Consider the following 25,364-nt stretch of genomic DNA (forward strand, 5'->3'; position numbering starts at 1 on the left):
ATCAATGAACTTTCGTGTAACCATAAAAAAGCTACCTCGCCGAAATAAAAGGAGTTGAACCTTTTCTTAAACCACCACTACCCGTGGATTTCGTTGTTGTTTCAGTCTGTTTCAGATCGCTCGCTTTGCCTGAAAGCGGGTGCAAATATACAACCCTTTTTCTTTCCCGAGCAAACATTTTTTAAAGTTTTTTTTGAAAAAAATTTCGAAGCCAAAACTCTAAAAAATTACAGTACTTAAAGAACGTGGCGCCCTGCGCTCAGCCTTATTTGCTGCCGCGCAAAGCGGGTGCAAATATACAGGCTTTTTTTCGAATCCCGCAAAACTTTTTTTGAAAATTTTTGAAGAGCTTTTCAGAGCAAATCACCCCTACTATCCGAAAAAAACAAGACTCTCAATGAACTTCCGCCTTACCCCCCGAGAGCAAGCCCTCAGCGCCTAAGCGGCTGCAAATATACAAGGCTTTTTTCAATAAACAAGTCCCGAAGAAAATAATTACATTTTTCGCAAATCAGCACCGTAATCAACAAAATAAGGGGGAATTCGCAACCAAAACCGGGCAGAACCAATGCCTAACCCACAAAGTCCGTTAATTCATTTAGAAAAAGGACTAACCATAAAGATACGATTTACATGAAAAAGTTCCAAACAAGGCCAAATCTTATCAGAAAATCGGCGTAAGGATAGCCGGGAGCAGTAAAGTTATTATTTCCCTGTATAAGGGAGTTCACGTGCTGTAGCTTAAAAAATATCCTGGCCTGGTCTACTTTTGCATTGAAAAAGAAATCCACAACAGGGTAATCACCATACTCTGCAGCATTCTGAACGTAAAATTCAGCAAGAACAGGATCATAAGCATTCATATTATATTGTGTGAAATACTTAAATGTAAACCCGGTTTGCAGGTATAGAGCTTTCTGAAACCAGTGGTCCTTATAATAAAGAGAGTTCCTGGTCACAAACTGAGGCACATTCAGAACATCTTTTCCATCAAGAACGTTCTGATACATCAGTGTATTATCAACTCCGAACAGACCAAGGTCAAACCCCTTTTCAGCTTTCGCCTTAAAATAGCGAACCTGGCCGGAATACTGATAAGGCTTCACCATCCCCTCTTCATTCAATCCAAAATAGGCATAATCCTGTATCTGGCTAAGCTGAGCGCTGAGACTCCCAAACCTGCGGGTTTTCAGTTCCCCATAGATCTCCTGGGAATTGATATTATCAAAATCATTCTGCCAGTTATAACTTATGTAATCACTTTGATATAACAGAAAATTAAAATCAGGAAGTCTGCTACTCTGCTTCAGCCCAAAATCGATCTTATTATCTTCATTAAAGCTATAGCCCGCATTAACCCGGATATAATTCCCGCTAAAATCGTCTCCTAAATTAAGGGAAGCATCAGCATCCAGGGCAAAACCTCCCAATTGCTTGGAATAACTCCCACCTACATTAAAAACATTTCCCTTCAGGCGATTCTCAATTCTCCCCTCCTCCTGTTCATATATAGTATTGTAACCGTAATTATAAGTTCTGAAACCGGCATTAAGTTTCAGTTTTCCCAAAACCGAATTATCAAAGGAAACAAAAGCCTCATTATAAAGGGATTCGAGCCGAACCACGTCTCTTAAATTAGAAGTTTCAAAAGCATCTCCATAAATCTGGGGCTTTGCAGAGGATTGCTGGAAATCGTATTTCTTATAATCGAACCTGAAAATATGCCCTACAGAAAACCCCTTTCCGGTTTCCCCTCCTGTTAACCTGTATTTATGATCCAGATAAAACCTTTTTCCATAAAGCGTGCTCTGCGCATCCTGATACCTCACTTCTAAGACAGACCTGTCTTCAAATTCAGGCTCCTTATCTACGTATTGCTGAATAGCCTGCTGGGAAAGCCCGCCGTTCTCTTCATTCATAAGATCCTGAGAAACAAAATGAGCTTTAGCCTGGTACCTGTTATTCTTAGACTGATAATTTAGCGTAAACCGGAAATTCCCCGTACTGGTAAGTTGATGCTGATACTTCCCTAAAGCACGAACTCCTTTATAAGCCACAGAAAAATTAAACCTATCTGAAGTATTTATGGTAAAAAAAGCATCCAGTTGCTGCCCCTGTTCAGGCACTGTTTTAAAATAAAGCTCGGTCAAAGGGGTGGGAACCCTGTAATAATAGATATCCCCGACCTCCATAAAATTAAAATGCCTGGCTCCGGCTCCAAAATCGGGAAAAACACTTTCCGGCTCGCTCTTATAACTTAATGAGTTGTAGGTTTGGCCGGTATTGGAAAATGGCAAGAGTTCAAAGTTGTCCTTTCTAAGGTAGTTGAACTTGTAATCCTTCTGAATAGTAAGGCTAGTATCTACAAAGGTAGTATCGTTACTTACAGAGATTATCTTATAATCCTGAATTGGAGGTTTTATGGTATCTTTCTTTCCTGTATCCACATTTCCCATAGCCGCCGGGTCTCCGGGTTGCGCCTGAAGCAGGGTACAACACAATAAAAATACAATAATTAATAACTTCTCCATTCTATTACATACAGGTCCAACAAAAGTAAAATAATTAATCAAATCAGATAACAAATTGGCTTAAACAAAAAAACCGCCTCTCCTGAGGCGGTTTTTAATTATAAAAACTGACAATTATTAGCTTGGATTCTGATCTCCGGCACCAATATTATCGTTTGAGTTCAATTCGTCTTCAGGAATCTGGAATAAGAATTCGTTAGACCCTGCAGGGAACATAAATTTACCAAAGTCTCTGTGATTAGAGCCTTCATAAGTTCTGTCAAGCGGCTTGCTCAATCTCTTTAGATCGAACCAGGCGAAACCTTCACCCCAAAGCTCAATTCTTCTTTGAAGGTAGATCTCGTCAAGTAACGCCTGCCCTGTAAGAGCCGGTCTTTCATAACCTGAATCTCTAGAGCTCACAAGCTCAACAAGAACATCGATCCCGGCATCAACCTGCCCGGCACGAACAAGAGCTTCCGCTTCTATAAGATACATCTCTGCAGATCTCATATAAAGGTAGTCTCCTTCAAAAGAAGAAGTAGCATCCACGAATTTAGTGTTAGATAGCGGAGGGAATCCAAACTCATTACCCGCTTCAACAAACACATCTTTTCTTGCATCGGTTTCAGGGATCATACTATAAAGGTTCGCATCGATAAGTTTGTACCCATCAAGCGCACCGGCATAACCACCAAGGAAACTGTCATAGTGAGAGAAGAAAGAGGCATAAACAGTACTAGACTCAGAGTCTATATCTGCTCCCCACATCCATTCCTGGTTTCCTATATTATCGAAACCGTCATTTACATACTCTTCTCCCGTCATAAGACCATAACCCGTTCTTGCTGCATTAGCAGCGCTGGCTGCTTCAGCCCAGTTACCGGTTTCCAGGTAAACTTCAGCCAAAAGACCCTGAGCTACGCTCTGGTCGATCTGTTGCTTACTGCTTCTGTTGAATCCTTCCAACAAAGTAACAGCCTGCTCAAGATCAGGGATTATCTGGTTGTAAACATCCTGCACAGTACCTCTTCCTTTACCATCAAAAGTAAGACGGTCCGGAACCGGAACCCCCGGAGCACTCTCGTTTCCTATATAAGAAGGAGAGTAGATCCTTACAAGGTTAAAAAGCGCGAAGCTTTTAAGGGCAAGAGCCTGACCAAAAAGAGCATCCTCTTCAGCAGTTCTGTTCTCAAGAGTTCCAAGACCATTGATCACGATATTCGCATCTGCAACCACACTATAGTAAGTATTCCATATCAAGCTAGCTCTTGAAGAAGTCTGTACACGTCCGGTGTAATTATAGAAGAAAATATACCAGTTAAAGTTGTTAAGCACAACATCGTTAGACATATTATCTAAACCTGCGGTAATCCCTCGGTGCCCGTAGTCGGTGTGAGCAGTAGTTCCACCCACGCCATAGGTTCTTAGATTTGCATAGATACCGTTCACAAGAGCCTCGTTGGCAGCAGGAGTTTCGGCTACCTGCTCGGCCGAGATAGAACTGGCCGGCTCCGTGTCAAGAAATTCCTTCTCACATCCCGTCATTACGACTGAAAGTGATACTAATAAAATTAAGTATTTAAATATTTTCATAACAATTAAAATTTAAGAGTTAGGCCTAAGGAAGTACTTCTTACAAGAGAGTATTCGTTAACAGCATTACCGGTAATACTCAATCTTGGGTCGTACCCGTCTCTCGCTTCAGACCATAAATATACGTTATTTGCCGTTGCGTAAATTCTTGCTCCGGCTAATCCGATAGCCTCAACTACATCAGGATCAAAGTCATAACCTAAAGTTATATCCTGTAAACTCAGGTAAGAAGCATCAACCAAGAAGAAGTCTGAAGTATTTGACTGATCTATCTCGATCACATCCACTCTTGGAAGCGCTGCATTAGGATTCTCAGGCGTCCAGGAATTAAGAACATCTTTGTGCAGGTTATTACCCGGTGAAGTAGCATCTAACAGGTTCTGGTAGATTCCGTCGAAACCATAACCACCAATCTGGTATGCAAAACCTAAATTCAGGCTAAATCCTTTATAGCTTAAGTAAGTGGAGAAACCACCATAAACATCAGGAATTGCAGACTTGCCTACGTAATATTCAGTAGCGGTTGCGTGATCTTCAGTAGTAGTTCTCTCTCCTGTTGGGTTCCCATCAGCATCAAGCTCATCTACATACCAAAGAGCATCTCCGTTTTCCTCGTCGATCCCGGCAAACTCTCTCATATAGTAATCGTATCTTGATCTTCCTTCCTGAAGTCTGAAAAGTCCGTCATCAATAAACTCGTCCGGTAATCTTGTGATCTCATTCTTGTAATGAGTCCCGTTAAGGTTAAACATCCAGTTGAAGTCTTCTCCTCTGAAAAGCTCAGCCGAAAGACTAACCTCGATCCCTTTGTTTTCCATATCCCCGATATTCTCAGGACGTGAACCTACACCTTCCGAAATAGCGATCGGGTTAAAGAACAACAGGTCTTCAACTTTTCTTTCGAAATATTCAGCGTTAATGTTAAGTCTGTTCTCAAAAAGACCTAATTCAAAACCTGCGTTGATGTTAGTAGAGGCTTCCCATTTAAGGTCTTCGTTTCCTAACTGGAAGAAAGTAACCCCGGGAACATTTCCACCGGCATTTACGATATCGTACTGATCTGTATAAGCGTAATAGTTTCTGTTATCCAGGTCTCCAACAACGGTCCTGTCATCCTCATAAAGGATGGCGTCGTTCCCCTGCTGACCAAAACTCGCTTTCAGCCTTAAGATGGTTAACCAATCGGCATCGGCCAGGAAGTCTTCTTTATGTGCAGACCAGGCTCCACCTACACCGTAGAAGTTACCCCACCTGTTATCTGGGTGGAATACAGAAGAACCATCTCTCCTGAAACTACCGTTAATAAAGTATTTATTATCGAAGTTATAAGTAAGCCTGGAGAAATAGCCCTCTACAGTATAATCTTTCTGGTACCCGTTAAGGTACTGGATATTTACCCCGTTATCAAGAACAGGAAGATCATCGATCACAGTTTCTGTTACCTGACCTGCAAGTAATCTAAAGTTATACTCGTTACTTTCGTGACCAAGTAAAACAGAAAAAGAGTGATCTCCAAACTGCTTATCCCAGTTCAATAACTGCTGATTAGAGATAGTAGTACCTCTGTTAGATCGTGTAGTAATTCTACCGTTTACCTGCTGAGCGTCCCCACCAATCGGGGTAGCGAAAGAAGTAATGTTACCGTTAAAGATATCGGCAGAGAAGTTATAGGTAAAACTGAAGTCTTCCAAGAAATGAACAGTAGCGTTCATTCTTCCAGAGAAGTTATCAAAGATATTCTCATCTATATCCAAAAGGTTGGTAGCAACCGGGTTCTGGTTAGCCACAAAAGAAGGTCTTTCTCCAACAGATCCGCCTTCACCATTACCAAAGTCATAAACCGGAGCGCCATCTGCATCTCTGATGATGTCTCCGTTCGCATCTCTTCCAAAAACAGGATAGATAGGAGCAACTTGTCTTGCCCATCCAAAAAGGTTACTGATAGTATTAGAACCTACTCCCTGAAGCGGAGAATCCTGTGTGGTTTGTGCGTAGTTCACCCCACCACCTATTTCCAACCAATCGGTAGGAGTAAAATCTGTAGTCAATCTCACGGTGGTTCTTTCGAAACCAGAATTGATGGCATATCCTTCATCTTTCAGGTTACCCGCAGAGAAGAAAGTCTTAAGAAGATCGTTGTTATATTTCATACTAACATAATTCTCTCTTCTTACCCCTGTCTTAAAAGACTCATCCTGCCAGTCATCATTATATAATAATGTAGCATTCGGGTTGATCTGTCCTGTTGCAGGATCGATAAGATTATCATCGGCAACATCATAGTTATTGTAACCTAAAGAGTAATCTCCCCCGGATACGATTTGTGAAGCGGCAGTTTGTGCAGCTTCAGCCGGAGCAACTCCGGTGTTTATAAGACCAAGTCTCCAGCGATCGTACCAGGTCTCGTAATATAGTCCCGGATCTGAGAAAATATCATATTCGGGTACCGCCCTGGTATTCACACCAATCTTAGAGTCTACGGTAACTTCAACCCTGTCGGTATCACCTTTCTTTGTAGTAATAATCACAACCCCGTTAGCTCCTCTACTTCCATAAAGTGCATTGGCTGATGCATCCTTAAGGAAAGTCATCGACTTAATATCCTGAGGGTTAATGGAGTTCAGTTTTCCATTGAAAACCACACCATCCACTACATAAAGAGGACTGCTTGAAGAGTTAATAGATCCAATACCTCTAAAGCGAACCGTTGGATCATCCCCAGGTTGTCCTGTCTGGTTAATAATCTGTACTCCGGGAACCTTACCGGTCAATCCCTGAACCACACTACCGGCCTGAACCTTACCGATCTCATCATCTCCCAGGGTAGTAACCGAACCGGTGATCTCTTCTTTTCTTTGCTGACCGTAAGCCACCACAACTACTTCTTCAAGAGCTCCGGCTTCTTCGGCCATAACAACATTCATTGTATTATCAGCACCAACTACAACTTCTTTAGTACCAAAACCTACATAACTAAAAACCAATGATTGACCTTCTTCTACCTTAATAGAATAATTTCCGTCAAAATCAGTCTGAGTACCATTATTGGTACCCTTTTCGATCACATTTACCCCAAGTAAAGGCAAACCTGCATCATCGGTCACCGTACCGGAAACCGTCTTTTCCTGTGCATACGACAAATGCACTACAAACGCTAATAACAGCGTAAGAATTCCATTTAATCCTTTTTTCATTATTTATAAATTTGAATTAGCCTAACCGCTAAAATCTTAATAATTCCTTAACAATGCAAGTTTGTGTAATTCAAAAACATTCTGAAAGTTTTAACTTTTCGCAGCGGTAAAACGTTTTCGACAGGATTTATATCAGCTCATAACGCGCTTTATAAGCGGTTTTGTAGTAAAAAGTGGCAAAAACCAAAGAATTCAATAAAAATGAAGATTACTTAAATCTTGTTAAATCCCTAAACAAAAAAAGCTGCCTTTTCAGGCAGCTTTTATATCTAAACTATTATTTAAGAGTGCATTATCTCCAACCTCCGTCAGAATAATCTTCTCCGGCAGTTCCTTCTCCACCTCCAAAGGTATAGATTGGAAGTCCGGCAGCATCCAATGCAGCTCCAGGAACCGGGAAATGCTTAGGAGTTCCTTCCTGAAGAAGGTCGTGACCTCTCATTTCAAAGAAACCTAATCCCATTCCTGTATTGATCAATTCTACCATTCTCTCGTAGAAGATCGCATCAGCAACTGCTTCTTCAGTAGCGTCAATTGGAGCAAGACCTCCTCTTTCCACTCTACTGCTTGAGTTTATTACGGCTGCAGCCTCATCTACATTCCCTAGCATTAAGTGAGCTTCGGCAAGGTAAAGATCGTTCTCAGCCTCAAGGATCTCAGGAGTAGACATCGTCCATCCAGAGTTTGTCTGGTAATCATAACGCTGATGTCTGTATGTACTCCAGTGGTAAGTACCACGGTTAGCTGGGAAATCCTGGTAACTCAGGTATTCAAAATCTTCAGCTAATCTGGCATCCGGACTTTCAGCCTCAGGAAGGTTTGTTTCACCTTCTGGCCAGTAAGCAGGATAATCCTCATCTAACATATTAATGATTCTAAGATCGATACGACCCCATCCCGGGTAGATTGAGTAGTACACCCACTCGGTATACCAGTTCACCCATCCGTCACTCATTACATTTACGTCATAAGTTACTCCGTTTTGGGCATAATTCAATACTCTGTTCCAGTCAAGGTTCATTCTTTGCTCCTCGTTACGAGCCGAGTTTACAAGAATTCTTGCAGCAAAAGTGTTAAGGAACTGGCTCCATTGTTCGCTGGAAAGCTCCATTCCGTTAACCTGATTAGACATCGTAAAAGACCCTCTGTCTGCAGCTGCAATAGCAAGATCCAGTTTTTCAAGAGCTAACTGAGTAGCCTCCTGGTAACCGATCGGCTCACCATCATTTAGAGTTCCGGTTTCATCTGAAGGGAATACCCTGTCAAAGATCAGCGCCAGGTAACCTAAAGAAGCACCCTGACCGAATCTGGCCAAAGACTCATACTTATCTGTATTAGAGAATACACCGTCTCCCTGAATACCAACCATAATCGCGTTAGCATCTGCCAATACGGCGTGAAGAGAGTTGAAGTAAGTCTCGGTCACTGCAGAGTTACCATAAGTAGAACTGTTATTCCAGGCAATACGTGGCTCGCTGGACATATCTCTCATCGCGGCGTTACCCCAGGACATAGTTCCCTGGTCTGCCATTGTAGAAACTGCAAGTCCAGGTCCGTTATAAGCATTTACCGTGTTATACCAGTTTTGAAAAAGCTTGTCGGCTGTAGATTCAATACCGATCTGATCACTACTTGGCTGTTCAAGATTCTCAACATCTAGGTCAGAATTGAAATCATCACAAGAAGCAAACATCAGGGCAAACACAGCCAAGAATGTTATTTTTATTGTCTTCATAATAATTTTTTTTAGAATTTAAGTTGTACCGAAAAAGTATAAGATCTTGGAATTGGATACACTCCATAGTCTACAGAAAAGTAATTCTGAGTATCCGGATCCCATTTCTGTACTTCTGGATCCCATCCCGTATAATCGGTAAAAGTTAATAAATTTCTTCCGGTAACACCCAATCTTAAAGATTCGAAGAATCCGTTCGCGAGTCCAGAAAGCTGGCTCTTTCCAAAGGTATAGAATAAAGAAGCTTCTCTAAGTTTCACATAAGTGCCATCTTCAATCCAGTACTTCTGATGGTTATTGGTGTCGTAAAGCCCCTGGTAGTAGTTGAAGGTTTTCTTGTTCTCCGGAGCAACTCCCGCCTGGTCCATCATTGGGTGACGGCTGTCTCTGGTTAACCACTGAGCCTGACGGTTGTAAATATCACCACCTTGCTTCCAGTCCCAAAGCATATAGAAATTAAATCCTTTATAGCTCAAGTTAGAAGTCAAGCCCATCTGGAAATCTGCATTCTGGTTACCGATCTTTCTGAAAGAACGATTTCCGTCTTCTCCTAATAATACGATTGGAGTCTCATCTACAGTCCCTTCAGTTCCTGCAGGGATAACATAGCCGTCAGAGTTCACAGTATAGTCATCTATACTCTCACCCTCTCCAAGCTGACCAGCCATCTGATCTAAAGAAGTCACGAATTCACCACCATACATAGCTCCGAACTCTTCTCCTTCTTTAATTCTGAATACATCTCCAATATCTCCTGCGGTAGAGTTAGGACCAACAGTAATTGGGTTTACAGTAAGCTTTTTAACCTCATTGTCGGTAGAGCTGTAACGCACTCCTACATTCCAGTTAAGATCAGGCTGCTTGATGATATCGGCGTTAAGGCTTAATTCAAGAGTGTTGAATTCTACCGTACCAACATTTTGCCATTGCCTGTTATTACCTTCGTTAACAGGAGCAAAAATATCTACTAGCATAAACTGATCTTCAGTCTCTGCATTGGCATAAACCCCTTCAAATGTAAACCTGTCTAGGAAAGACAAATTCAAACCAAATTCAAGTTCGGTAGTAGTTGAAGGTCTAAGGTCTGGGTTAGCCTTTACCCTGTTGGTAGACAAAGCACCATTGGTAAGACCAATAGCATCATATTGCCAGCTAAACCCTGGACGTTGTCCCGCAGTACCTAAGGCAGCGTGAACTTTCATTTCCTGAACACCAGGAATATCTACGTCCTGAGAGATACGATATGCACCGGATACTCTGTAGTAGTCATTCTCTCTGAAGTTCTCACCAAACAAAGAAGAACGGTCAATACGATACATTGCATCCAGGATGTAACGATCTTTATAGTCAAGACCTACAATAGCGAATGCGTTCTGCGCTCTTTCATCTATAAGTGAAGAGTTGATCCTTGTATTCTCTGAATTAAAGTTATCTAATGAAATAACCCCAGGGTAGATAAAGTCTATCCCCAGACCGTAGAAATACTCATAATGGTTGTCTTCCATTAGGAAACTCAACTTACCTGAAACATTAAGATCTCCAAAAGAGTCTGCATAATTCAGGGTTGCCTGAGCTTTTTGTGATAATCTGCTGCTGGATTCTTTAGAGAAATCTCCTTTAGAATAGCTAAATCCAACATTTTGCCCGTCTACTGCTCCTCCAATCTGGAAAGCGGTGTATGGGTTATAATCATCATTAATCCAGCTCGTGCTCTCCACAGCATACTCAAGATCAAGGTTCAATGGCTCTGCGAAATCGATATTCAGAGTATAAGAACCTAAAAATCTGTTTCTTGTAGACTTCTCTCTGTTAGTATGCAGGTCATACAACGGGTTAATCGTTGTAGAAGCCCAAGGGTTTGGCACATAGTAATATGGCTGACCATCAGGGTTCTGAGCATCAAGATTCACATCAGGATCGGTTAGTGCTAAATCAAACAAAACACCATCCAGGGTACCACCCGGGGTTTCATTGTTAGTTCTGATATAGTTAGAGTTGGTTTTAAGAGTTAACCAATCGGTGATTCTGAAATCCCCGTTCAATCTAACTCCGTATCTTTTGTATCCTCCTGTTTCAGCAAAAATACCTTCGTTGGTAGTTCTGTCTGCAGAGAAGAACAGGTTAGCAAATTCAGAAGCATTAGAAACAGAAGCATAAGTAGTGTTATCTATACCTGTCCCAAAGAACTTATCCTGGTTATCATAATAAACACCATAAGGATTATCCTGGTAACCGTCAGCTGAAGGAACTCTCGCTCCATCAACTCCTAACCTTCCAACTCCGCTATAATCTGAAGCGTAAGTTGCACCTTCGTACTTGGTATACTGACCCTGAAAATCCTGCCAGTCACTAGCAAGTTCGAAATTGTGCGATCTACTTAAATCAATTTTATTAGAAAGTTCTGAAAAACCAAGGTCGTTTCTAACTGTTACCTGTGGTCCGTCAGCATTAAATTTACCTCTTTTAGTAGTGATCACGATCACCCCGTTACCGGCTCTTGAACCATACAAGGCCGATGCAGAAGCACCTTTCACGATCTCAAAAGAAGCAATATCATCGGTATTGATATCCTGAATTCCGCCTTCAGCGATCACCCCATCAATAAGGATCAATGGCTCCTGACCTCCAAAAAGGTTAGTTGCACCCCTTAACTGAATAGTTGCGCCTTCTCCAGGCTGACCGAAGTTGGTTACGTTTACACCCGCAACCTTACCTTGTAAAGCACTGGAAGCAGAAGTAGCAGGAATTACTTCAAGATCTGAAGCATCTACCTTGTTTACCGTAACCGAAAGTTTCTTACGGCTTGTTGCTCCGGCCACCCCGGTTACAACTACCTCTTCAAGCTGAGCTGCATCAACTGTAAGAGTAACATTCATTTTATTTGCGGCATCAACAACCTTTTCCTTGGTTTCGAAACCAACGAAGCTGTAAGAGAGCACATCTCCGGCAGCAGCCTGAATTTCGTAATTCCCGTCAAAATCGGTTTGAGTACCTGTGGTTGTCCCCTTAATCAAAACATTTACTCCGGGAAGGGGCATCCCATCGTCATTGGTCACAGTACCTGTGATCGTTTTTTCCTGCGCGAATGCAAACTGCACCAACGCCAAGAAAAGTGTTAAAATTAATGGTAGTTTTTTTCTCATTATTTAATAAATTATGGTTAGGTGACGCCAAAACTCTTAAATAATTATTAAAAATTCAAGAATTTTCTCACTTAAATTTAAAGTTTAATTAACACATTAGCTAAAATGTCCCATATTGCTTAGGTTTGAAAGCGAAAAAGAGAATTACTATTAAAGTTTTTAAGGAAATGTTGAAAAGATATCGAAAAGACCTGATAATTGTCGGAACAGATGAAGCCGGAAGAGGCTGCCTTGCGGGGCCTGTAACGGCAGCAGCAGTGATCCTTCCCAAAAATTTCGCCAATAAATTGCTCAACGATTCAAAACTCACCAGCCTTAAAGACAGAAATACGCTTAAGGAGGTTATCGAACAAAAAGCGACTTCCTTTGCGGTTGCCCATGTAGATATGGCCGAAATTGATGAAATCAACATTCTAAATGCTTCTATTCTTGCTATGCACCGTGCCATAGACCAACTTCATACCACACCTCAGCACATTATTGTTGATGGTAACAGGTTTAAGCCTTTTGGAAATATCCCTTATGAATGCATAATAAAAGGGGACGAAAAGTATCTGAGCATTGCAGCGGCTTCCATACTTGCCAAGACCTACAGAGATGCTGTAATGGAAGAGATGCACGAAGAATTCCCTATGTACAACTGGAAGAAAAACAAAGGTTATCCAACCGTAGAACACAGAGCGGCCATCAAGCAGTTCGGCACTACAAAATACCACCGCCAAAGCTTTAAATTATTACCGGATCAATTAAAACTTGAATTATAAAAACTACTTTTATAAAATTGGTTTTATGAAAAAACTACTCTTTGCCCTTTTCTCCATCATTTTTATTTCCTGCCAGAATAACACCTCAAAAAATGGCGATTTAAACCATTTGCTCCCTGAGAAATCCGCTGTGATCCTGTATTCTCCCAATTTACCGGGGTTCTTCAGGCAATTAAGCGGGCAGGATTTTCTCAGTAAGAATTCAGAAAATCTAAAGTTCAGTTTCACTAAAAAACTGGCTATTTTAAAAGAGCTGGATAGTATTGACGAGGCTTATATCAGTTTTACCGACGTGAGTGACAGCGGCTTCAACTTCACACTGATCAGTAATAAAACCCCTGTTTTTGCAGAAACCGATTCCCTTCAGAGTAGATTAAAGACCGACTCCGCAATCGAAGAAAAAAGGATCTCCACAATCACCTTTGAAAATCAGAAATATTTCGCAGCAAAAACCAATAATGCCTTTTTAGCGGGGAATTCAAAAGAGAATATTCAAAATATTCTGGACCGGGAAGCTTTGCTAAAAGATAACACTTTTCAAAAATCTCTAACGGCCTCAGATAAAAAAAGAACAAACCTGTTTATAAATCATAGCTTTTCTTCTGAAATACTTACCGGTATTTTTCCGGGTTTCGATCTAAGTCAAAAGCCGAAACTGGCAACCTGGAGCGTAATTGACCTGGAAATAACCAAAGAAGAAATGGGTTTTAACGGGATTGCCCTTACCTCCTATAATGAGCCTTCACTCCTAAGCATCTTCAGGGATACCGGTGCCGGCCTCTCTGAAACCGCCAAATTATCACCAAACTCGGCAAAAGGCTTTTATGCTATTAGTTTCAGGAATTTTGCCAAATTCGAAGAAAACCTGAAATCCTACAACAATGACACAACCAAAACCCAGCTACCTAAATTCCTAAGTTCGGCTATAGAAATAGGGGTGATTTACAGCAAAGACCAGAGCCTGGTGGTGAACTCGAACAATGTTGAAATTGCAAAAGAAGAATTGTCCATCTATGTGGAAAGCGAGGAAGAGTTTAGAGGGATAAAGCTGTATAAGCTCGGGCAAAAAGAGCTTCTTTCCAATAAGTTGAAACCATTGGTAACCTTCCCTTCAACAGCGTATTATATGGCTATAGACCACTTTTTGGTCTTCGGAAGCTCCAAAGAAGGGCTGGAAGAGATCATTAGCGCCCGGCAAACCAATTCAACTTTGGCGCAACAGGAAAAATATGAAGCAGCCATCAATAATTTAGCTTCTCAGGGCTCGCTCCTCTTTGTAGCCAATACATCTGAATTTAAACCCGTTTTAGGTAAGATGGTTCCGAAAAACGAACAGGATAAGATTAAAAACATTGACTTTAAAGATTTCGGGATCGCTGCCATACAGTTTGTGGAGGAAGGAGAATTTTCACATATCCACGGCAGCCTGAGAAAGACTGAAAGCAGCTCTAAAAACACTGATATAAGCCAGGAACTTTCCATAAAGTTAAAAAACCCAATCACCGGGACTCCGCAATTCTTTAAGAATCACCGTACCAATCAATTGGATATAGCGGTTCAGGATCAGCAGAATCTTCTATACCTGATTTCCAATAAGGGAAATGTTTTCTGGAAAAAACAATTACAAAGCCAGATCCAGGGAAAAATTCACGAGGTAGACCTGTTCAGGAACGGGAAGTTTCAGCTTGCTTTCAACACTCTTAACAAAGTTCAGGTTATCGATCGGGTTGGCAACAGGGTCAAACCCTTCCCTTTAGAGTTCAACGATCCCATCACCCAGCCTTTATCGATATTCGATTATGACAATAACAGGAAATACCGCTTTCTGGTCACTCAAAACCGGGATACTTATATGTTTGACGGCAAAGGCCGGAGTGTAAATGGTTTCGATTTTAACAGAACGGATTCCGAGATCATCAGGTCTCCGAAACACATCAGGCTGGGCAGAAAAGATTATATCGTGGTTCCCGAAAGTTCAGGAAAGCTGAATATTCTAAGCAGGCAGGGAAACACAAGGGTTTCGGTAAATGAAAAAATAGACTTTTCTGATAACGAATGGTATGAATACGAGGGTGATTTCATTTCGACCACCGAAAAAGGAGAACTGGTAACGGTGAATGAAAGCGGAAACGTAACCAGGAAGGATCTTGATCTTTCCGAAAACCATAGTATAGATGCGACCATCAAGAGCCTGGTCAGTCTTTCTGAAAATATCCTGACAATCAAAGGCAAGGAAGCAGAACTGGATTTCGGGCTTTATACCAAACCGCAGATCTTCTATGTTCAGGACAAGATCTATGTTTCGGTAACCGACCTGCAGACAGAAAAGGTCTATATATTTGACAGCAACGCCAGGTTATTGCCTAATTTCCCTGTTTACGGCACCTCCGAGATCGACCTGGACAATGCCGATACCGACAGGAATATCGAGTTCGTGGTAAAGGGAGCAGAAGATGAGATCATTCTGTACCAGTTTTAGCAACAAAACACTCATTACCAGAAATTTATATTCAAAAATTCGGGAATACACCCTTTGAAATTGCTTAAAACTTGCTTTAGGTTTATATAACTAACTATAAAACAATTGATTATGAAATCTAAAGCACTCACTTTAGTCCTGGTCTTTGCATTTATTTTTTCAGCATATTCCCAGGACAGATTAAAAAGGCCGAAAAAGCGTGTAGGCGTGGCGAGTGTAGACTCGATCGTAACCAAGTCCTTTGATATGTATGACGATGTGTACACCTACAAACAGAAGGTTGATGCCGGCCACGAACTTGACAGCACAGAAACCGATGTGTTGGAGTACATCCTGGAGGAATCTGAAGACCTCTCAGAATATGCGCTTGATGCCGCGTCAGAACTTGACGGGATAAGCGTACTAAAACAAGGCAAAGCCGTGTTACAGCTCAACAGGGCAAAAAAGGCTTTGCAATATTGCGCCGTTACCTGTAAGGAACTGATGGTTGGAGAAGATGTGGAAGAGGAATCTTCAGGCAACAACTAGAGCCATCAGATAAATTCGGCTTCAAAGAGTTCAGAGAAATGCTTCAGCAGCTTCTCTTCAACTTCTTTAAGGCTGACTTCCCTTTTTCCGAGTTCAACATTCAGGGAGGTTACCGCTTTGCCTTCAATTCCGCAGGGAATGATATTATCGAAATAACCAAGATCGGCATTCACATTTAAAGCCAGGCCGTGCATAGTGACCCACCGGCTGGCCCTTACCCCCATTGCACATATCTTCCGGGCGAAAGGAGTCCCTACATCCAGCCAAACCCCGGTCTCTCCTTCACTTCTTTCGGCCTTCAGGCCATATTCTGCAAGGGTCTTGATCACTGCTTCCTCAAGAAAACGAAGGTATTTATGAATATCGGTAAAGAAATTATCAAGGTCAAGAATTGGATAGGCCACCAATTGTCCCGGACCGTGATAGGTGATATCCCCTCCCCTGTTTATTTTATAGAATTTGGCATTTTTCTGCGCCAACTCCTCTTCATTAACAAGGAGGTTATTAAGATCACCGCTCTTCCCAAGGGTATACACATGAGGATGCTCTACCAAAAGCAGATAATTAGGAGTCTCAAGATTGGCCTCTTCCCGGCGGTTTTTGATCTTAAGGTCGAGAATTGCCTTAAACAGCTCTTCCTGGTAGTCCCAGGTTTCTTTATAATCTTTAAGTCCTAAATCCTGTACTTTAACCTTCTTATTCATCAATTTCATTTATTAGGATTGTTCAGAATAATAAGTGCTGCGATCACTCCCGGAACCCAGCCAAGCAGGGTAAGGATAAGAACGATAAGAATAGAACCACAACCGCGGTCATATACCGCAAGCGGTGGGAAAAGAACCGATAAAATTACACGCCAAACACTCATAAATCTGTTTAATGTTTACGCCACAAAGATAGCATTAAAAATTCGGCTTAAAGCCCCATTGGTTCGTAGCCTGATAGTCACTATATTTGCACCCGCTTCTCGCTATTGAGAAGGCTAAATTTCAAAATATTATCATGCAGTTATCGGAACAGGAAATTGTTAGAAGGGAAAAACTTTCGGCCTTAAGAAAAGCAGGCATTAATCCGTATCCGGCAGATCTATTTCCCGTAGATCATACCACTAATCAGATCAAAGAGCATTTTGAAGAAGGAAAGAAGGTGGTTTTGGCAGGCAGACTTATGTCAAGAAGAATCCAGGGGAAAGCATCTTTTGCCGAGCTTCAGGATTCCAAGGGAAAGATCCAGGTATATTTTAACAGAGACGAAATTTGTCCTGGTGAGGACAAGTCAAAATATAACGACATTTATAAAAAACTCCTTGATATTGGGGATTTCATAGGCCTTGAAGGAGAGCTGTTCAAGACGAATGTGGGCGAAATGACCGTAATGGTAAAAGATTTCACCTTGCTTAGCAAGTCTGTAAAGCCCCTGCCGCTTCCTAAAACCGATAAGGAAGGAAATACCTATGATGGATTCAGGGATCCTGAACACCGTTACCGTCAGCGTTACGCCGACCTTGCTGTGAACCCGAAGGTAAAAGATATCTTTGTGAAGCGCACAAAGCTTTTCAACGCGATGCGTAATTTCTTTAACGAAAAAGGATACTTCGAGGTTGAAACGCCTATTCTTCAGTCTATTCCCGGAGGTGCGGCAGCGAGACCTTTCGTTACCCACCATAATGCACTGGACATTCCGCTTTACCTGAGGATCGCTAATGAACTTTACCTGAAGAGGCTGATTGTTGGTGGTTTTGACGGGGTGTATGAATTCTCCAAGAACTTCAGAAATGAAGGAATGGACAGGACCCACAATCCTGAATTCACCGCGATGGAGATCTATGTGGCCTATAAGGACTACAACTGGATGATGGATTTCACCGAAAAACTCCTGGAGCACTGCGCGATTGCAGTTAATGGCACTACCGAAGCGGTTTTCGGAGAACATAAGGTAGATTTCAAGGCTCCGTACAAACGCATCACAATGACCGATGCCATCAAGGAATTCACCGGGTTCGATATCACCGGAAAGTCTGAAAAAGAGCTTTACGATGCGGCAAAGGAAATGGATATCGAGGTTGATGAAACTATGGGTAAAGGAAAACTGATCGATGAGATCTTTGGTGAGAAATGTGAAGGCAACTTCATCCAGCCAACCTTCATTACTGATTATCCGAAAGAGATGAGCCCGCTTTGTAAAGAGCATCGCGACAACCCAAACCTTACAGAGCGCTTTGAGCTTATGGTATGCGGAAAAGAGATCGCTAATGCCTATTCAGAGCTTAACGATCCTTTAGAGCAAAGGGCAAGATTCGAGGAGCAGCTTGAACTTTCTAAAAAAGGAGACGATGAGGCGATGTTCATCGATAACGACTTCCTTAGAGCCCTTGAGTACGGGATGCCTCCAACTTCAGGGTTGGGGATCGGGATGGACCGACTAATCATGTTCCTTACCAATAACCAGTCTATACAGGAAGTATTGTTCTTCCCTCAAATGAAACCTGAGAAGAAACAGGTGGAATTAAGCGATGAGGAAAAAGCGGTAGTCAAGCTCCTGAAGGATGATGAAGTTCACGAGCTTGATGCTGTTAAGGCTGATTCCGGATTAAGCAACAAAAAATGGGATAAAGCCCTTAAATCCTTAAGAAAGCATAAGATGATCGAAGTTTTCAAGGATGGTGATTCTATGATGATTAAGATTAAGTAAGAAACATAAACCGCCTGTTTCTGCACTTCAGCCGAAAGAAGTGAAGAAATAGAAGAATAAAAATCCCGGGAAGCTGAATACAAATACTTCAGTGCCCGCTTTCAGAAAAACAAAACCTCATCGCGCAAACCGGTGAGGTTTTTTTTATATTCCTGATTAAACCTTTTGGATTTAAGCACGTCTAATTTCACAGGATATCCATCAGAATCCCCTAAAATCCATCAATCTGTTTTGTTTGAAAAGTAATAAAAACGGGACTTGAAAATAACATACTGAAGAGCTTACCGAAAATCTAAATTACCCAATTATAGATTTGGTTCAAGGTATATTTACTGAATTTATTCAGGTCCCCTTTTTTATTACTCCCCCTTATCGGAAAATCCTTGTTTCCTCTACAATATTTTAACATAAAGCGTTTTTGTTCTGTTAAAAAATATCCGAAAGGTTACTTCATTCTTTATTTTTAGATTTATAAACCACACAAACCTAAATAATTATGAAAAAATTCGGATTAATAGTAATGGCCATTCTTTTCTCCTTTGCCACCTACGCACAGGTAGACCGGGAAGAAAAGAAAGAAATGAACAAAGAGAAAAAGGCAATGAAATATGCCGAGCATATGGCCACAAAACTGGAACTTAAAGCAGAGCAAAAAGAAGCCATAAAAAAGGCCCAGATGAAACGTATGGAAGCCCACCAGGAACTTATGGAAGAACATAAGGAATCTATGATGGATGACGATGGGATGGCCGAGGTAAAAGAGAAAATGAAAAAAAACAAAATGAAGATCCAGGAAGACTTCAAAGAAGAAATGAAGGAGATCCTTGATGATGCCCAGTACTCAAAATGGGAAATGATGCACGATGACTGGGATAAGAAAGACAAGATGAAGTCTGAGTACAAAAAGAAGCATAAAAATAAGATGAAAGATCAGGATGACGACTATTAATTGTCCCCCTGAAGAAAAGAAAAAGGACCTCTTCCCGAGGTCCTTTTTTCATTTTAATTTATAAAGAACTTCACTATCATACCTCCTGCAAGCCAGATATAGCAAACAAAAGCTATATACTTTAAAGAAGATTCCAGGATCTGACTTTTAGGGGCCATTTCCTTCATATGCATCACATCTTTCCTTTTAAAGAATCCTAAATAAACCAGTATTCCCGAAATGATGAGAAAGGCAAGGTTCAGGAAAAAGGTATAATCGATCTTGAAGAATTCCGAATCCTGAATTTTAACCGAAGAAGGGTCAGGCAGGAGGTTAAGCCAGTTAAAAGAATAATGAAGCAATAGCGAAGAGCCTATTAGTGCCGTGAACAAAAGGAACAGAATAAAGATCGACATCTTCCAACCATAGTACTTTGCATTTATTCGCAATACAGGAAACACAACCAGGTCACTAAAAATAAAAGCCATCACTCCGGCAAAGCTTACCCCTTTCCCGAATAACAAGGCTGCCAAAGGAATATTCCCCATAGAACCAATAAAGGTCAGGAATGCCGCAACAGGTCCAACTATAATATGCTCCATAATGGTAAGAAATCCGAAATCGGTATTTCCCTGTCCGCTATTGATGAACAAAGTCTGGAAGAAAGAATCCGGTACAAAAGCAGCAACTATACCCGCAATAGTAAAGCCCAGAGTCACATCTTTCCAAACCATCTTCCATTCCATTACATATTGTTTGGAAACTTTAGCCCAACTCGTCTCCGACTTCATCTTTTCTTTCCAGGATTTAGACTGGTCTTCATCATCATCCTTTTGCTTGTCCAGCCGTTCCCTGGCTTTTTTGATCATTTTCTTCGGATTAATCAGCCTGATAAGAAACCAGCTGATAAGGATAAGAAGGATCCCTCCAACATACTCTCCTACCACAAACTGCCAGCCAAGAAAGATGGAGATAATGATCCCCAGTTCTATCACAAGATTAGTTGATGCCAGCAAAAATGCTATAGACGAAACAAAGCTTGCACCTTTTTTAAAGAGACTTTTGGTTGAGGCAAGAGCCGAAAAACTGCAGGAACTGCTTATAAAGCCGAAGAATGTACCTAAGAGCACGCTTTTTTTGGCATCTTCGCCCATAGTCCGCTGCATCCGTTTTTCAGTAATGAATATTTGTATCCCACTACTTATAATATAACCTAAAATGAATGCCCATAATGCCATCCAGAAAAATCCCAGTGTGGTATGGGCTGCTTCTCCCCAGCTCTCTAAAAATTCCTGCATACTTAGTTTTTATTGGTTAATTTTCCTGTTTTTCTATTCTTAAGATATATTACTTTACTCTCCTATTTTAGCTCCCTTCAGTCTTAAAGCATTCGCGATGACGGAAACCGAGCTAAAGCTCATTGCCAGTGCTGCGATCATTGGCGACAACAACAATCCGAAAACCGGATAAAGCACACCGGCAGCAATGGGCACGCCCAAAGTGTTGTATATAAGGGCAAAGAACAGGTTCTGCTTGATATTCTTCATCACCTTTGCGCTGAGTTTCTTGGCTTTCAGCACGGCTTTCAGGTCTCCTTTCACCAGGGTGATCTCTGCACTTTCTATAGCCACATCGGTACCTGTCCCCATTGCAATCCCTATATCGGCTTTAGCCAGGGCGGGTGCATCATTAATCCCGTCACCGGCCATTGCAACTTTTTGCCCCATCTTCTGAAGTCTTTCCACTTCTTTAAGTTTATCCTGAGGCACCATTCCAGCCTTAAAATCGGAAAGATTAAGCTCTGAAGCCACTGCCGAGGCCGTTCTTTCATTATCTCCTGTAAGCATAATCACTTTAACACCTTCAGCCATCAGTTGCTGAAGAGCTTCCCGGCTGGTTTTCTTAATGGCATCGCCTATAGCAACAAATCCGGCAACTTCACCATTCACCGCCAGGTAAGAAACTGTCTTTCCCGAATTCTGTGCTTCCTCAACTTTTTCCTGAAGCTCCGCTGGAATTTCAATATTTTCGGCTTTCATCAGTTTTTCGTTACCCAATGCCAGCTTTTCAGATTCCAGTTCAGCCTTAACTCCTTTTCCGGTAACAGCTTCAAACTTGCTGGCTTCCTTATAGCTTATATTATGCTCCTCGGCATATTTTACCGTTGCCACAGCCAAAGGATGTTCACTTTGGGCATTAACCGCAGCAGTATATCGAATAAGCTTTTCGCTGCTGAACTTATCACCGAAAGGCACTACTTTTTCCACAGAAGGCTTCCCTTCAGTAATGGTCCCGGTCTTATCAATAATTAGGCTATCTATATCATCCATTTGCTCCAGTGCCTTGGCATTCTTAATAAGCACTCCGTTCTGGGCTCCTTTCCCGACACCTACCATCACAGACATTGGCGTTGCCAGTCCCAGAGCACAGGGGCAGGCAATAATAAGAACGGCAATGGCATTCACCAAAGCGTAAACATAAGAGGGTTCAGGCCCGTAAACAGCCCAGGCAATGAACGTGATCACTGAAACCAGGACCACGATAGGAACGAAATAAGCCGAGATCCTGTCGGCGAGTTTCTGAATTGGAGCCTGGGAACGGCTGGCATCGTTCACCATCTTGATGATCTGCGCCAGTAATGTCTCGTCTCCAACTTTTTCGGCGACCATAACGAAACTCTGATTCCCGTTAATGGTCCCTGAACTTACTTTATCTCCTTCTTTCTTATCTACCGGAATTGGCTCTCCGGTGATCATAGACTCATCAATTGAGCTTTCTCCTTTTTCGATACTTCCATCTACAGGAATTTTATCTCCCGGTTTTACCCTGAGCCTGTCACCTTTCTGGATCTTGTCCACGGCAATTTTTTCTTCCTTCCCATCCACGACTTTTATAGCTGTATTGGGCGCCAGTTTAAGCAATTCTTTAATTGCCGAATTGGTCCTGCTGTGAGCACGGGCTTCCAATACCTGCCCCATCAATACTAATGTGAGAATCACTGTGGCTGCTTCAAAATAAACGTGTACCGTCCCTGCTTCTGTTTTAAACTGTGGAGGAAAAAAATCGGGAAATAACATTCCGGCTACACTGAAGATCCAGGCCACACCTGCTCCAATACCGATAAGGGTAAACATATTAAGGTTCCAGTTCACAATAGATCTATAGGCACGTTCAAAGAACATCCAGGTTGCATAGAACACTACCGGCAGGGATAAACCAAACTGCACCCAGTTCCAGGCCTGCATCCCGAAAAGATCATATAGCGGATTATCGGGTACCATTTCAGACATTGCGATCAGGAAGATGGGAAGGGTAAAAGCTAGCGAGATCCAGAATTTCTTCAGTAGTTTCTTATAGGTCTTATTTTCATCAGAGACATCGGCCTCCATAGGCACTAGGTCCATCCCGCAAATTGGACAATCTCCGGGTTCATCTTTCACTACCTCGGGGTGCATCGGGCAGGTATATTTTGTTGCTGAGGGTTTTAAACTTACCTCTTCCACCAGGTCCATTCCGCATACAGGGCAGTCTCCGGGTTTATCGTAAGTCTTATCTCCTTCACAGTGCATAGGGCAATACCAGGTTCCTGTTCCCTTTCCTTTTTTTCCGGATGATTTTTCCTGATGTTTATGAGCCTCACCCGGAAGATAGATCTGGTAATTACCATCAAGCTCTTCAAATACCTTTTGAAAAGTTTTAATATCGATATGCCTATGCATGCTGATTTTAGCTTCAGCCTTCTGAAGATCGACCTTGGCTTCAATCACGCCTTCCACTTCATTCAGCGCGTGCTCGATCTTAGCCTGGCACCCACTGCAGGTCATTCCCTTTATTTCATAGGAATGGACCATAGGTTTGCCTTCTGCCTGAGGCTCGTGGATCTGGTAATTCCCCCCGGCTTCCTTTAAAGCCTTCTGAAATTCCCCAATTTCGATATGCCTTTCCATCTCGATCTCTGCTTCGGCTTTCTCAAGGTTTACCGATACATTTTCAACGCCCTTAACCTTACTCAGGCTTTCTTCAACGTGATTTCGGCAGCCATTACAGCTCATCCCCGATATGTGATAAGTGTGTTTCATAGTTTTTATAAAAAAGCCCGGAACAAACCGGGCGGATATTTTATTTAAAACGCTGCTCCATTATGCTAAAAAAGCATCACAGGCAGCGGCACATTCGCCGCAGGCCTTAGCACAGTCCTGGCAATGTTTTGCATCGTGCTTACGACACTCCTCAGCACAGGCATCGCATATTTTTCTACAATAAGCCACCAGGTCGTTTATATCTTTGTACCCCGTAGCCAGTACCTGATTCAAAGTAGAGCATACCTCAGCACAAACCCGGTCTGTACGGATACAATCTACCATCATCTTAACATTGTCTTCATCCAGACAGGCATCAGCACAATAGTTACAGTGGTTTATACAATTACATAGTGCCTGAATAAGTTTTTCATTTCTCATAATTCTGGGTTTTATATTTAAAAATGGTTACACCCAAAGTTAGACATCAGGTTTGTAAAAGGCTTTTAAAATTATGGTAAGAATTTGTAAAATAAAGGGATAATGCCCTTCTTTAAAGGTCGTTTAAGGGATTTCGGCCTTTGTTCCGCTGTGTTTTATATTGGGAAGGGGTTAATCCTGTTGTTTTTTTAAAGGAAGTAGAAAGATAAGCAGCATTAGAGTAACCAAGCTTATCGGCAATTTCAGAAATACTTAGCTCGTCATATTCCAGAAGCTCTTTAGCCCTTTCGGTCCTGATCTTATTCTGAAAGCTCTGGATACTTTGCCCTTCGACTTTAGTGAAAATTCCTGAAAGATGGCTATAGTCATAATGTAAGCGGGAGCTTAATATGGCTGAAAGATTTTCATTTCCCGTAGTATCTTCTTTATAGATCTCCTCGATGATGATAGCTTTAATCTGTCCGGCGATCTTGTCTGTCTTTTCCTGAACTAATTCGAAACCTACTTTTTTAAGATCTTCATTAAAACTCTCAATTTCAGGATAGCTAAGCTGGCGCTCAGCCTCAACTTTACCCAGGCTCACACTTTTATAGGGAACATCCATACGCTCCAGAATTGCCTTAACGCTCATAATGCAGCGCGGGCAAACCATATTTTTGATATGTAGAACCTGATTATTCAAAAACTGAATTTAAAATGCCCGAAAGCTTGGAAGCTTTCGGGCTGTGTTGATTTTTATTTGATGGTAGCATCTACTCTACCACATTTCAGCATTTTTTCTCCGTAGTAAGGGTTGTAGATATCCTTAGAATTAGAATACCAGTAATCTCCTTTTCCTTCGAATGCCATTGGGCAGAATTGCTTATAGATCTCTCCTGATTTCAGGGCTCCTTTAAGCACTCCTTCCATAGAAGCTGTCAATTTTGAAAAGGCCTCACGTTGCTTGTTCACATCATCACTTTCAGCAATGTTCTTTGCTGCAGCAAGAGCCTCTTCTTTTCCTGCCTCTTCCAGGCTGGAAGCAAGACCTTCAGCTGCTGCTTTCGCTTCTTCAGCGTTGGTGTTTACAAGGGCATCCTTTATTTCAAGATACTGCTTGTACACTTTAGCTACCGTTTCATCTTTAAATTCGGCAGTGGTCTCCTGCTCTTTATAAGCCTGCATCTCACTGCTCATATCTTCTTTCATTTCACCTTCGTGCATTTCGTGCTGCATTGGCTCGGCGGCCGCTTCTTTCTTTTCCTTGTTTTCACCACAAGCGGTTAAACTAAGGCTACCTGCCATTAACGCAACAAATAATGCATTTCTTCTGATTTTTTTCATCGTCTTTTATCTA

At 41.8% G+C, this 25,364-nt stretch carries 17 protein-coding genes; 5 read left to right on the forward strand and 12 right to left on the reverse strand.

What is annotated here, in order from left to right; translation table 11 throughout:
- Positions 1–629: 629 nt before the first annotated feature.
- The 5 genes from ACFQ3Q_RS00005 to ACFQ3Q_RS00025 form a co-directional block, all read right to left on the reverse strand.
- A complete protein-coding gene (locus ACFQ3Q_RS00005) occupies positions 630–2,531 on the reverse strand; it encodes a putative porin (RefSeq protein ID WP_380741686.1) in 1,902 nt (633 codons plus the stop codon).
- A 117-nt stretch (positions 2,532–2,648) separates the two neighbouring features.
- The gene (locus ACFQ3Q_RS00010; RefSeq protein WP_380741688.1) at positions 2,649–4,106 is read right to left on the reverse strand and encodes a RagB/SusD family nutrient uptake outer membrane protein; all 1,458 of its coding nucleotides are present in this window, start codon (positions 4,104–4,106) and stop codon (positions 2,649–2,651) included.
- Between the two features lie 5 nt (positions 4,107–4,111).
- Entirely contained in the window at positions 4,112–7,300 is a 3,189-nt protein-coding gene (locus ACFQ3Q_RS00015; protein WP_380741690.1) for a SusC/RagA family TonB-linked outer membrane protein, read from the reverse strand.
- 292 nt (positions 7,301–7,592) lie between these two features.
- Positions 7,593–9,035, reverse strand: a complete 1,443-nt coding sequence (locus ACFQ3Q_RS00020) for a RagB/SusD family nutrient uptake outer membrane protein (protein WP_380741692.1) — start codon at positions 9,033–9,035, stop codon at positions 7,593–7,595.
- A gap of 11 nt (positions 9,036–9,046) precedes the next feature.
- Complete coding sequence (locus ACFQ3Q_RS00025; RefSeq protein ID WP_380741694.1) at positions 9,047–12,178, reverse strand: SusC/RagA family TonB-linked outer membrane protein; 3,132 nt, start codon at positions 12,176–12,178, stop codon at positions 9,047–9,049.
- Between the two features lie 167 nt (positions 12,179–12,345).
- On the opposite strand from ACFQ3Q_RS00025, the gene ACFQ3Q_RS00030 reads away from it, so the two are divergent.
- The 3 genes from ACFQ3Q_RS00030 to ACFQ3Q_RS00040 all read left to right on the forward strand — a co-directional run bounded on the left by ACFQ3Q_RS00030 (position 12,346) and on the right by ACFQ3Q_RS00040 (position 15,949).
- The gene (locus ACFQ3Q_RS00030; RefSeq protein WP_380741696.1) at positions 12,346–12,942 is read left to right on the forward strand and encodes a ribonuclease HII; all 597 of its coding nucleotides are present in this window, start codon (positions 12,346–12,348) and stop codon (positions 12,940–12,942) included.
- A 25-nt stretch (positions 12,943–12,967) separates the two neighbouring features.
- On the forward strand, positions 12,968–15,421 hold the full coding sequence (locus ACFQ3Q_RS00035; protein WP_380741698.1) for a hypothetical protein: 2,454 nt from the start codon (positions 12,968–12,970) through the stop codon (positions 15,419–15,421).
- A gap of 111 nt (positions 15,422–15,532) precedes the next feature.
- The gene (locus tag ACFQ3Q_RS00040) at positions 15,533–15,949 is read left to right on the forward strand and encodes a hypothetical protein (protein WP_380741700.1); all 417 of its coding nucleotides are present in this window, start codon (positions 15,533–15,535) and stop codon (positions 15,947–15,949) included.
- 5 nt (positions 15,950–15,954) lie between these two features.
- Here ACFQ3Q_RS00040 and lipB read toward each other — a convergent pair whose 3' ends face one another.
- Positions 15,955–16,653, reverse strand: coding sequence for a lipoyl(octanoyl) transferase LipB (lipB, locus tag ACFQ3Q_RS00045; RefSeq protein WP_380741702.1), 699 nt, complete (start codon positions 16,651–16,653; stop codon positions 15,955–15,957).
- 5 nt (positions 16,654–16,658) lie between these two features.
- Positions 16,659–16,817: a YqaE/Pmp3 family membrane protein gene (locus tag ACFQ3Q_RS00050; RefSeq protein ID WP_380741704.1), complete on the reverse strand. Its 159-nt coding sequence runs from the start codon at positions 16,815–16,817 to the stop codon at positions 16,659–16,661.
- Positions 16,818–16,951: 134 nt separating this feature from the next.
- Between ACFQ3Q_RS00050 and lysS the strand changes: the two genes are divergently transcribed.
- Both lysS and ACFQ3Q_RS00060 read left to right on the forward strand, forming a co-directional pair.
- The gene (lysS, locus tag ACFQ3Q_RS00055; RefSeq protein ID WP_380741706.1) at positions 16,952–18,640 is read left to right on the forward strand and encodes a lysine--tRNA ligase; all 1,689 of its coding nucleotides are present in this window, start codon (positions 16,952–16,954) and stop codon (positions 18,638–18,640) included.
- 496 nt (positions 18,641–19,136) lie between these two features.
- Complete coding sequence (locus ACFQ3Q_RS00060; RefSeq protein ID WP_380741708.1) at positions 19,137–19,589, forward strand: hypothetical protein; 453 nt, start codon at positions 19,137–19,139, stop codon at positions 19,587–19,589.
- A 53-nt stretch (positions 19,590–19,642) separates the two neighbouring features.
- On the opposite strand, the gene ACFQ3Q_RS00065 is transcribed toward ACFQ3Q_RS00060, so the two are convergent.
- From ACFQ3Q_RS00065 to ACFQ3Q_RS00085, 5 genes are all read right to left on the reverse strand, one after another.
- The gene (locus ACFQ3Q_RS00065) at positions 19,643–20,866 is read right to left on the reverse strand and encodes a permease (RefSeq protein ID WP_380741710.1); all 1,224 of its coding nucleotides are present in this window, start codon (positions 20,864–20,866) and stop codon (positions 19,643–19,645) included.
- Positions 20,867–20,920: 54 nt separating this feature from the next.
- A complete protein-coding gene (locus ACFQ3Q_RS00070) occupies positions 20,921–23,647 on the reverse strand; it encodes a heavy metal translocating P-type ATPase (protein WP_380741712.1) in 2,727 nt (908 codons plus the stop codon).
- Positions 23,648–23,707: 60 nt separating this feature from the next.
- Positions 23,708–24,028 (reverse strand): four-helix bundle copper-binding protein, encoded by a 321-nt coding sequence (locus ACFQ3Q_RS00075; protein ID WP_380741713.1) that lies wholly within the window; start codon positions 24,026–24,028, stop codon positions 23,708–23,710.
- A gap of 112 nt (positions 24,029–24,140) precedes the next feature.
- Positions 24,141–24,659, reverse strand: coding sequence for a helix-turn-helix domain-containing protein (locus ACFQ3Q_RS00080; RefSeq protein ID WP_380741715.1), 519 nt, complete (start codon positions 24,657–24,659; stop codon positions 24,141–24,143).
- A 104-nt stretch (positions 24,660–24,763) separates the two neighbouring features.
- Complete coding sequence (locus ACFQ3Q_RS00085) at positions 24,764–25,351, reverse strand: DUF3347 domain-containing protein (RefSeq protein ID WP_380741717.1); 588 nt, start codon at positions 25,349–25,351, stop codon at positions 24,764–24,766.
- Positions 25,352–25,364 lie beyond the last annotated feature (13 nt).

Source organism: Salegentibacter chungangensis, assembly GCF_042678405.1.
GTDB classification, from domain to species: domain Bacteria; phylum Bacteroidota; class Bacteroidia; order Flavobacteriales; family Flavobacteriaceae; genus Salegentibacter_A; species Salegentibacter_A chungangensis.

What these genes read in the sequence shown, in the direction of transcription:
- ACFQ3Q_RS00080 (WP_380741715.1), bottom strand. Translation starts at nt 24,659, where the DNA reads ATGAGCGTTAAGGCAATTCTGGAGCGTATGGATGTTCCCTATAAAAGT.
- ACFQ3Q_RS00020 (WP_380741692.1), bottom strand. Translation starts at nt 9,035, where the DNA reads ATGAAGACAATAAAAATAACATTCTTGGCTGTGTTTGCCCTGATGTTT.
- ACFQ3Q_RS00015 (WP_380741690.1), bottom strand. Translation starts at nt 7,300, where the DNA reads ATGAAAAAAGGATTAAATGGAATTCTTACGCTGTTATTAGCGTTTGTA.
- ACFQ3Q_RS00065 (WP_380741710.1), bottom strand. Translation starts at nt 20,866, where the DNA reads ATGCAGGAATTTTTAGAGAGCTGGGGAGAAGCAGCCCATACCACACTG.
- ACFQ3Q_RS00030 (WP_380741696.1), top strand. Translation starts at nt 12,346, where the DNA reads ATGTTGAAAAGATATCGAAAAGACCTGATAATTGTCGGAACAGATGAA.
- ACFQ3Q_RS00050 (WP_380741704.1), bottom strand. Translation starts at nt 16,817, where the DNA reads ATGAGTGTTTGGCGTGTAATTTTATCGGTTCTTTTCCCACCGCTTGCG.
- ACFQ3Q_RS00005 (WP_380741686.1), bottom strand. Translation starts at nt 2,531, where the DNA reads ATGGAGAAGTTATTAATTATTGTATTTTTATTGTGTTGTACCCTGCTT.
- lipB (WP_380741702.1), bottom strand. Translation starts at nt 16,653, where the DNA reads ATGAATAAGAAGGTTAAAGTACAGGATTTAGGACTTAAAGATTATAAA.
- ACFQ3Q_RS00010 (WP_380741688.1), bottom strand. Translation starts at nt 4,106, where the DNA reads ATGAAAATATTTAAATACTTAATTTTATTAGTATCACTTTCAGTCGTA.
- ACFQ3Q_RS00070 (WP_380741712.1), bottom strand. Translation starts at nt 23,647, where the DNA reads ATGAAACACACTTATCACATATCGGGGATGAGCTGTAATGGCTGCCGA.
- ACFQ3Q_RS00075 (WP_380741713.1), bottom strand. Translation starts at nt 24,028, where the DNA reads ATGAGAAATGAAAAACTTATTCAGGCACTATGTAATTGTATAAACCAC.
- ACFQ3Q_RS00035 (WP_380741698.1), top strand. Translation starts at nt 12,968, where the DNA reads ATGAAAAAACTACTCTTTGCCCTTTTCTCCATCATTTTTATTTCCTGC.
- ACFQ3Q_RS00040 (WP_380741700.1), top strand. Translation starts at nt 15,533, where the DNA reads ATGAAATCTAAAGCACTCACTTTAGTCCTGGTCTTTGCATTTATTTTT.
- lysS (WP_380741706.1), top strand. Translation starts at nt 16,952, where the DNA reads ATGCAGTTATCGGAACAGGAAATTGTTAGAAGGGAAAAACTTTCGGCC.
- ACFQ3Q_RS00060 (WP_380741708.1), top strand. Translation starts at nt 19,137, where the DNA reads ATGAAAAAATTCGGATTAATAGTAATGGCCATTCTTTTCTCCTTTGCC.
- ACFQ3Q_RS00085 (WP_380741717.1), bottom strand. Translation starts at nt 25,351, where the DNA reads ATGAAAAAAATCAGAAGAAATGCATTATTTGTTGCGTTAATGGCAGGT.
- ACFQ3Q_RS00025 (WP_380741694.1), bottom strand. Translation starts at nt 12,178, where the DNA reads ATGAGAAAAAAACTACCATTAATTTTAACACTTTTCTTGGCGTTGGTG.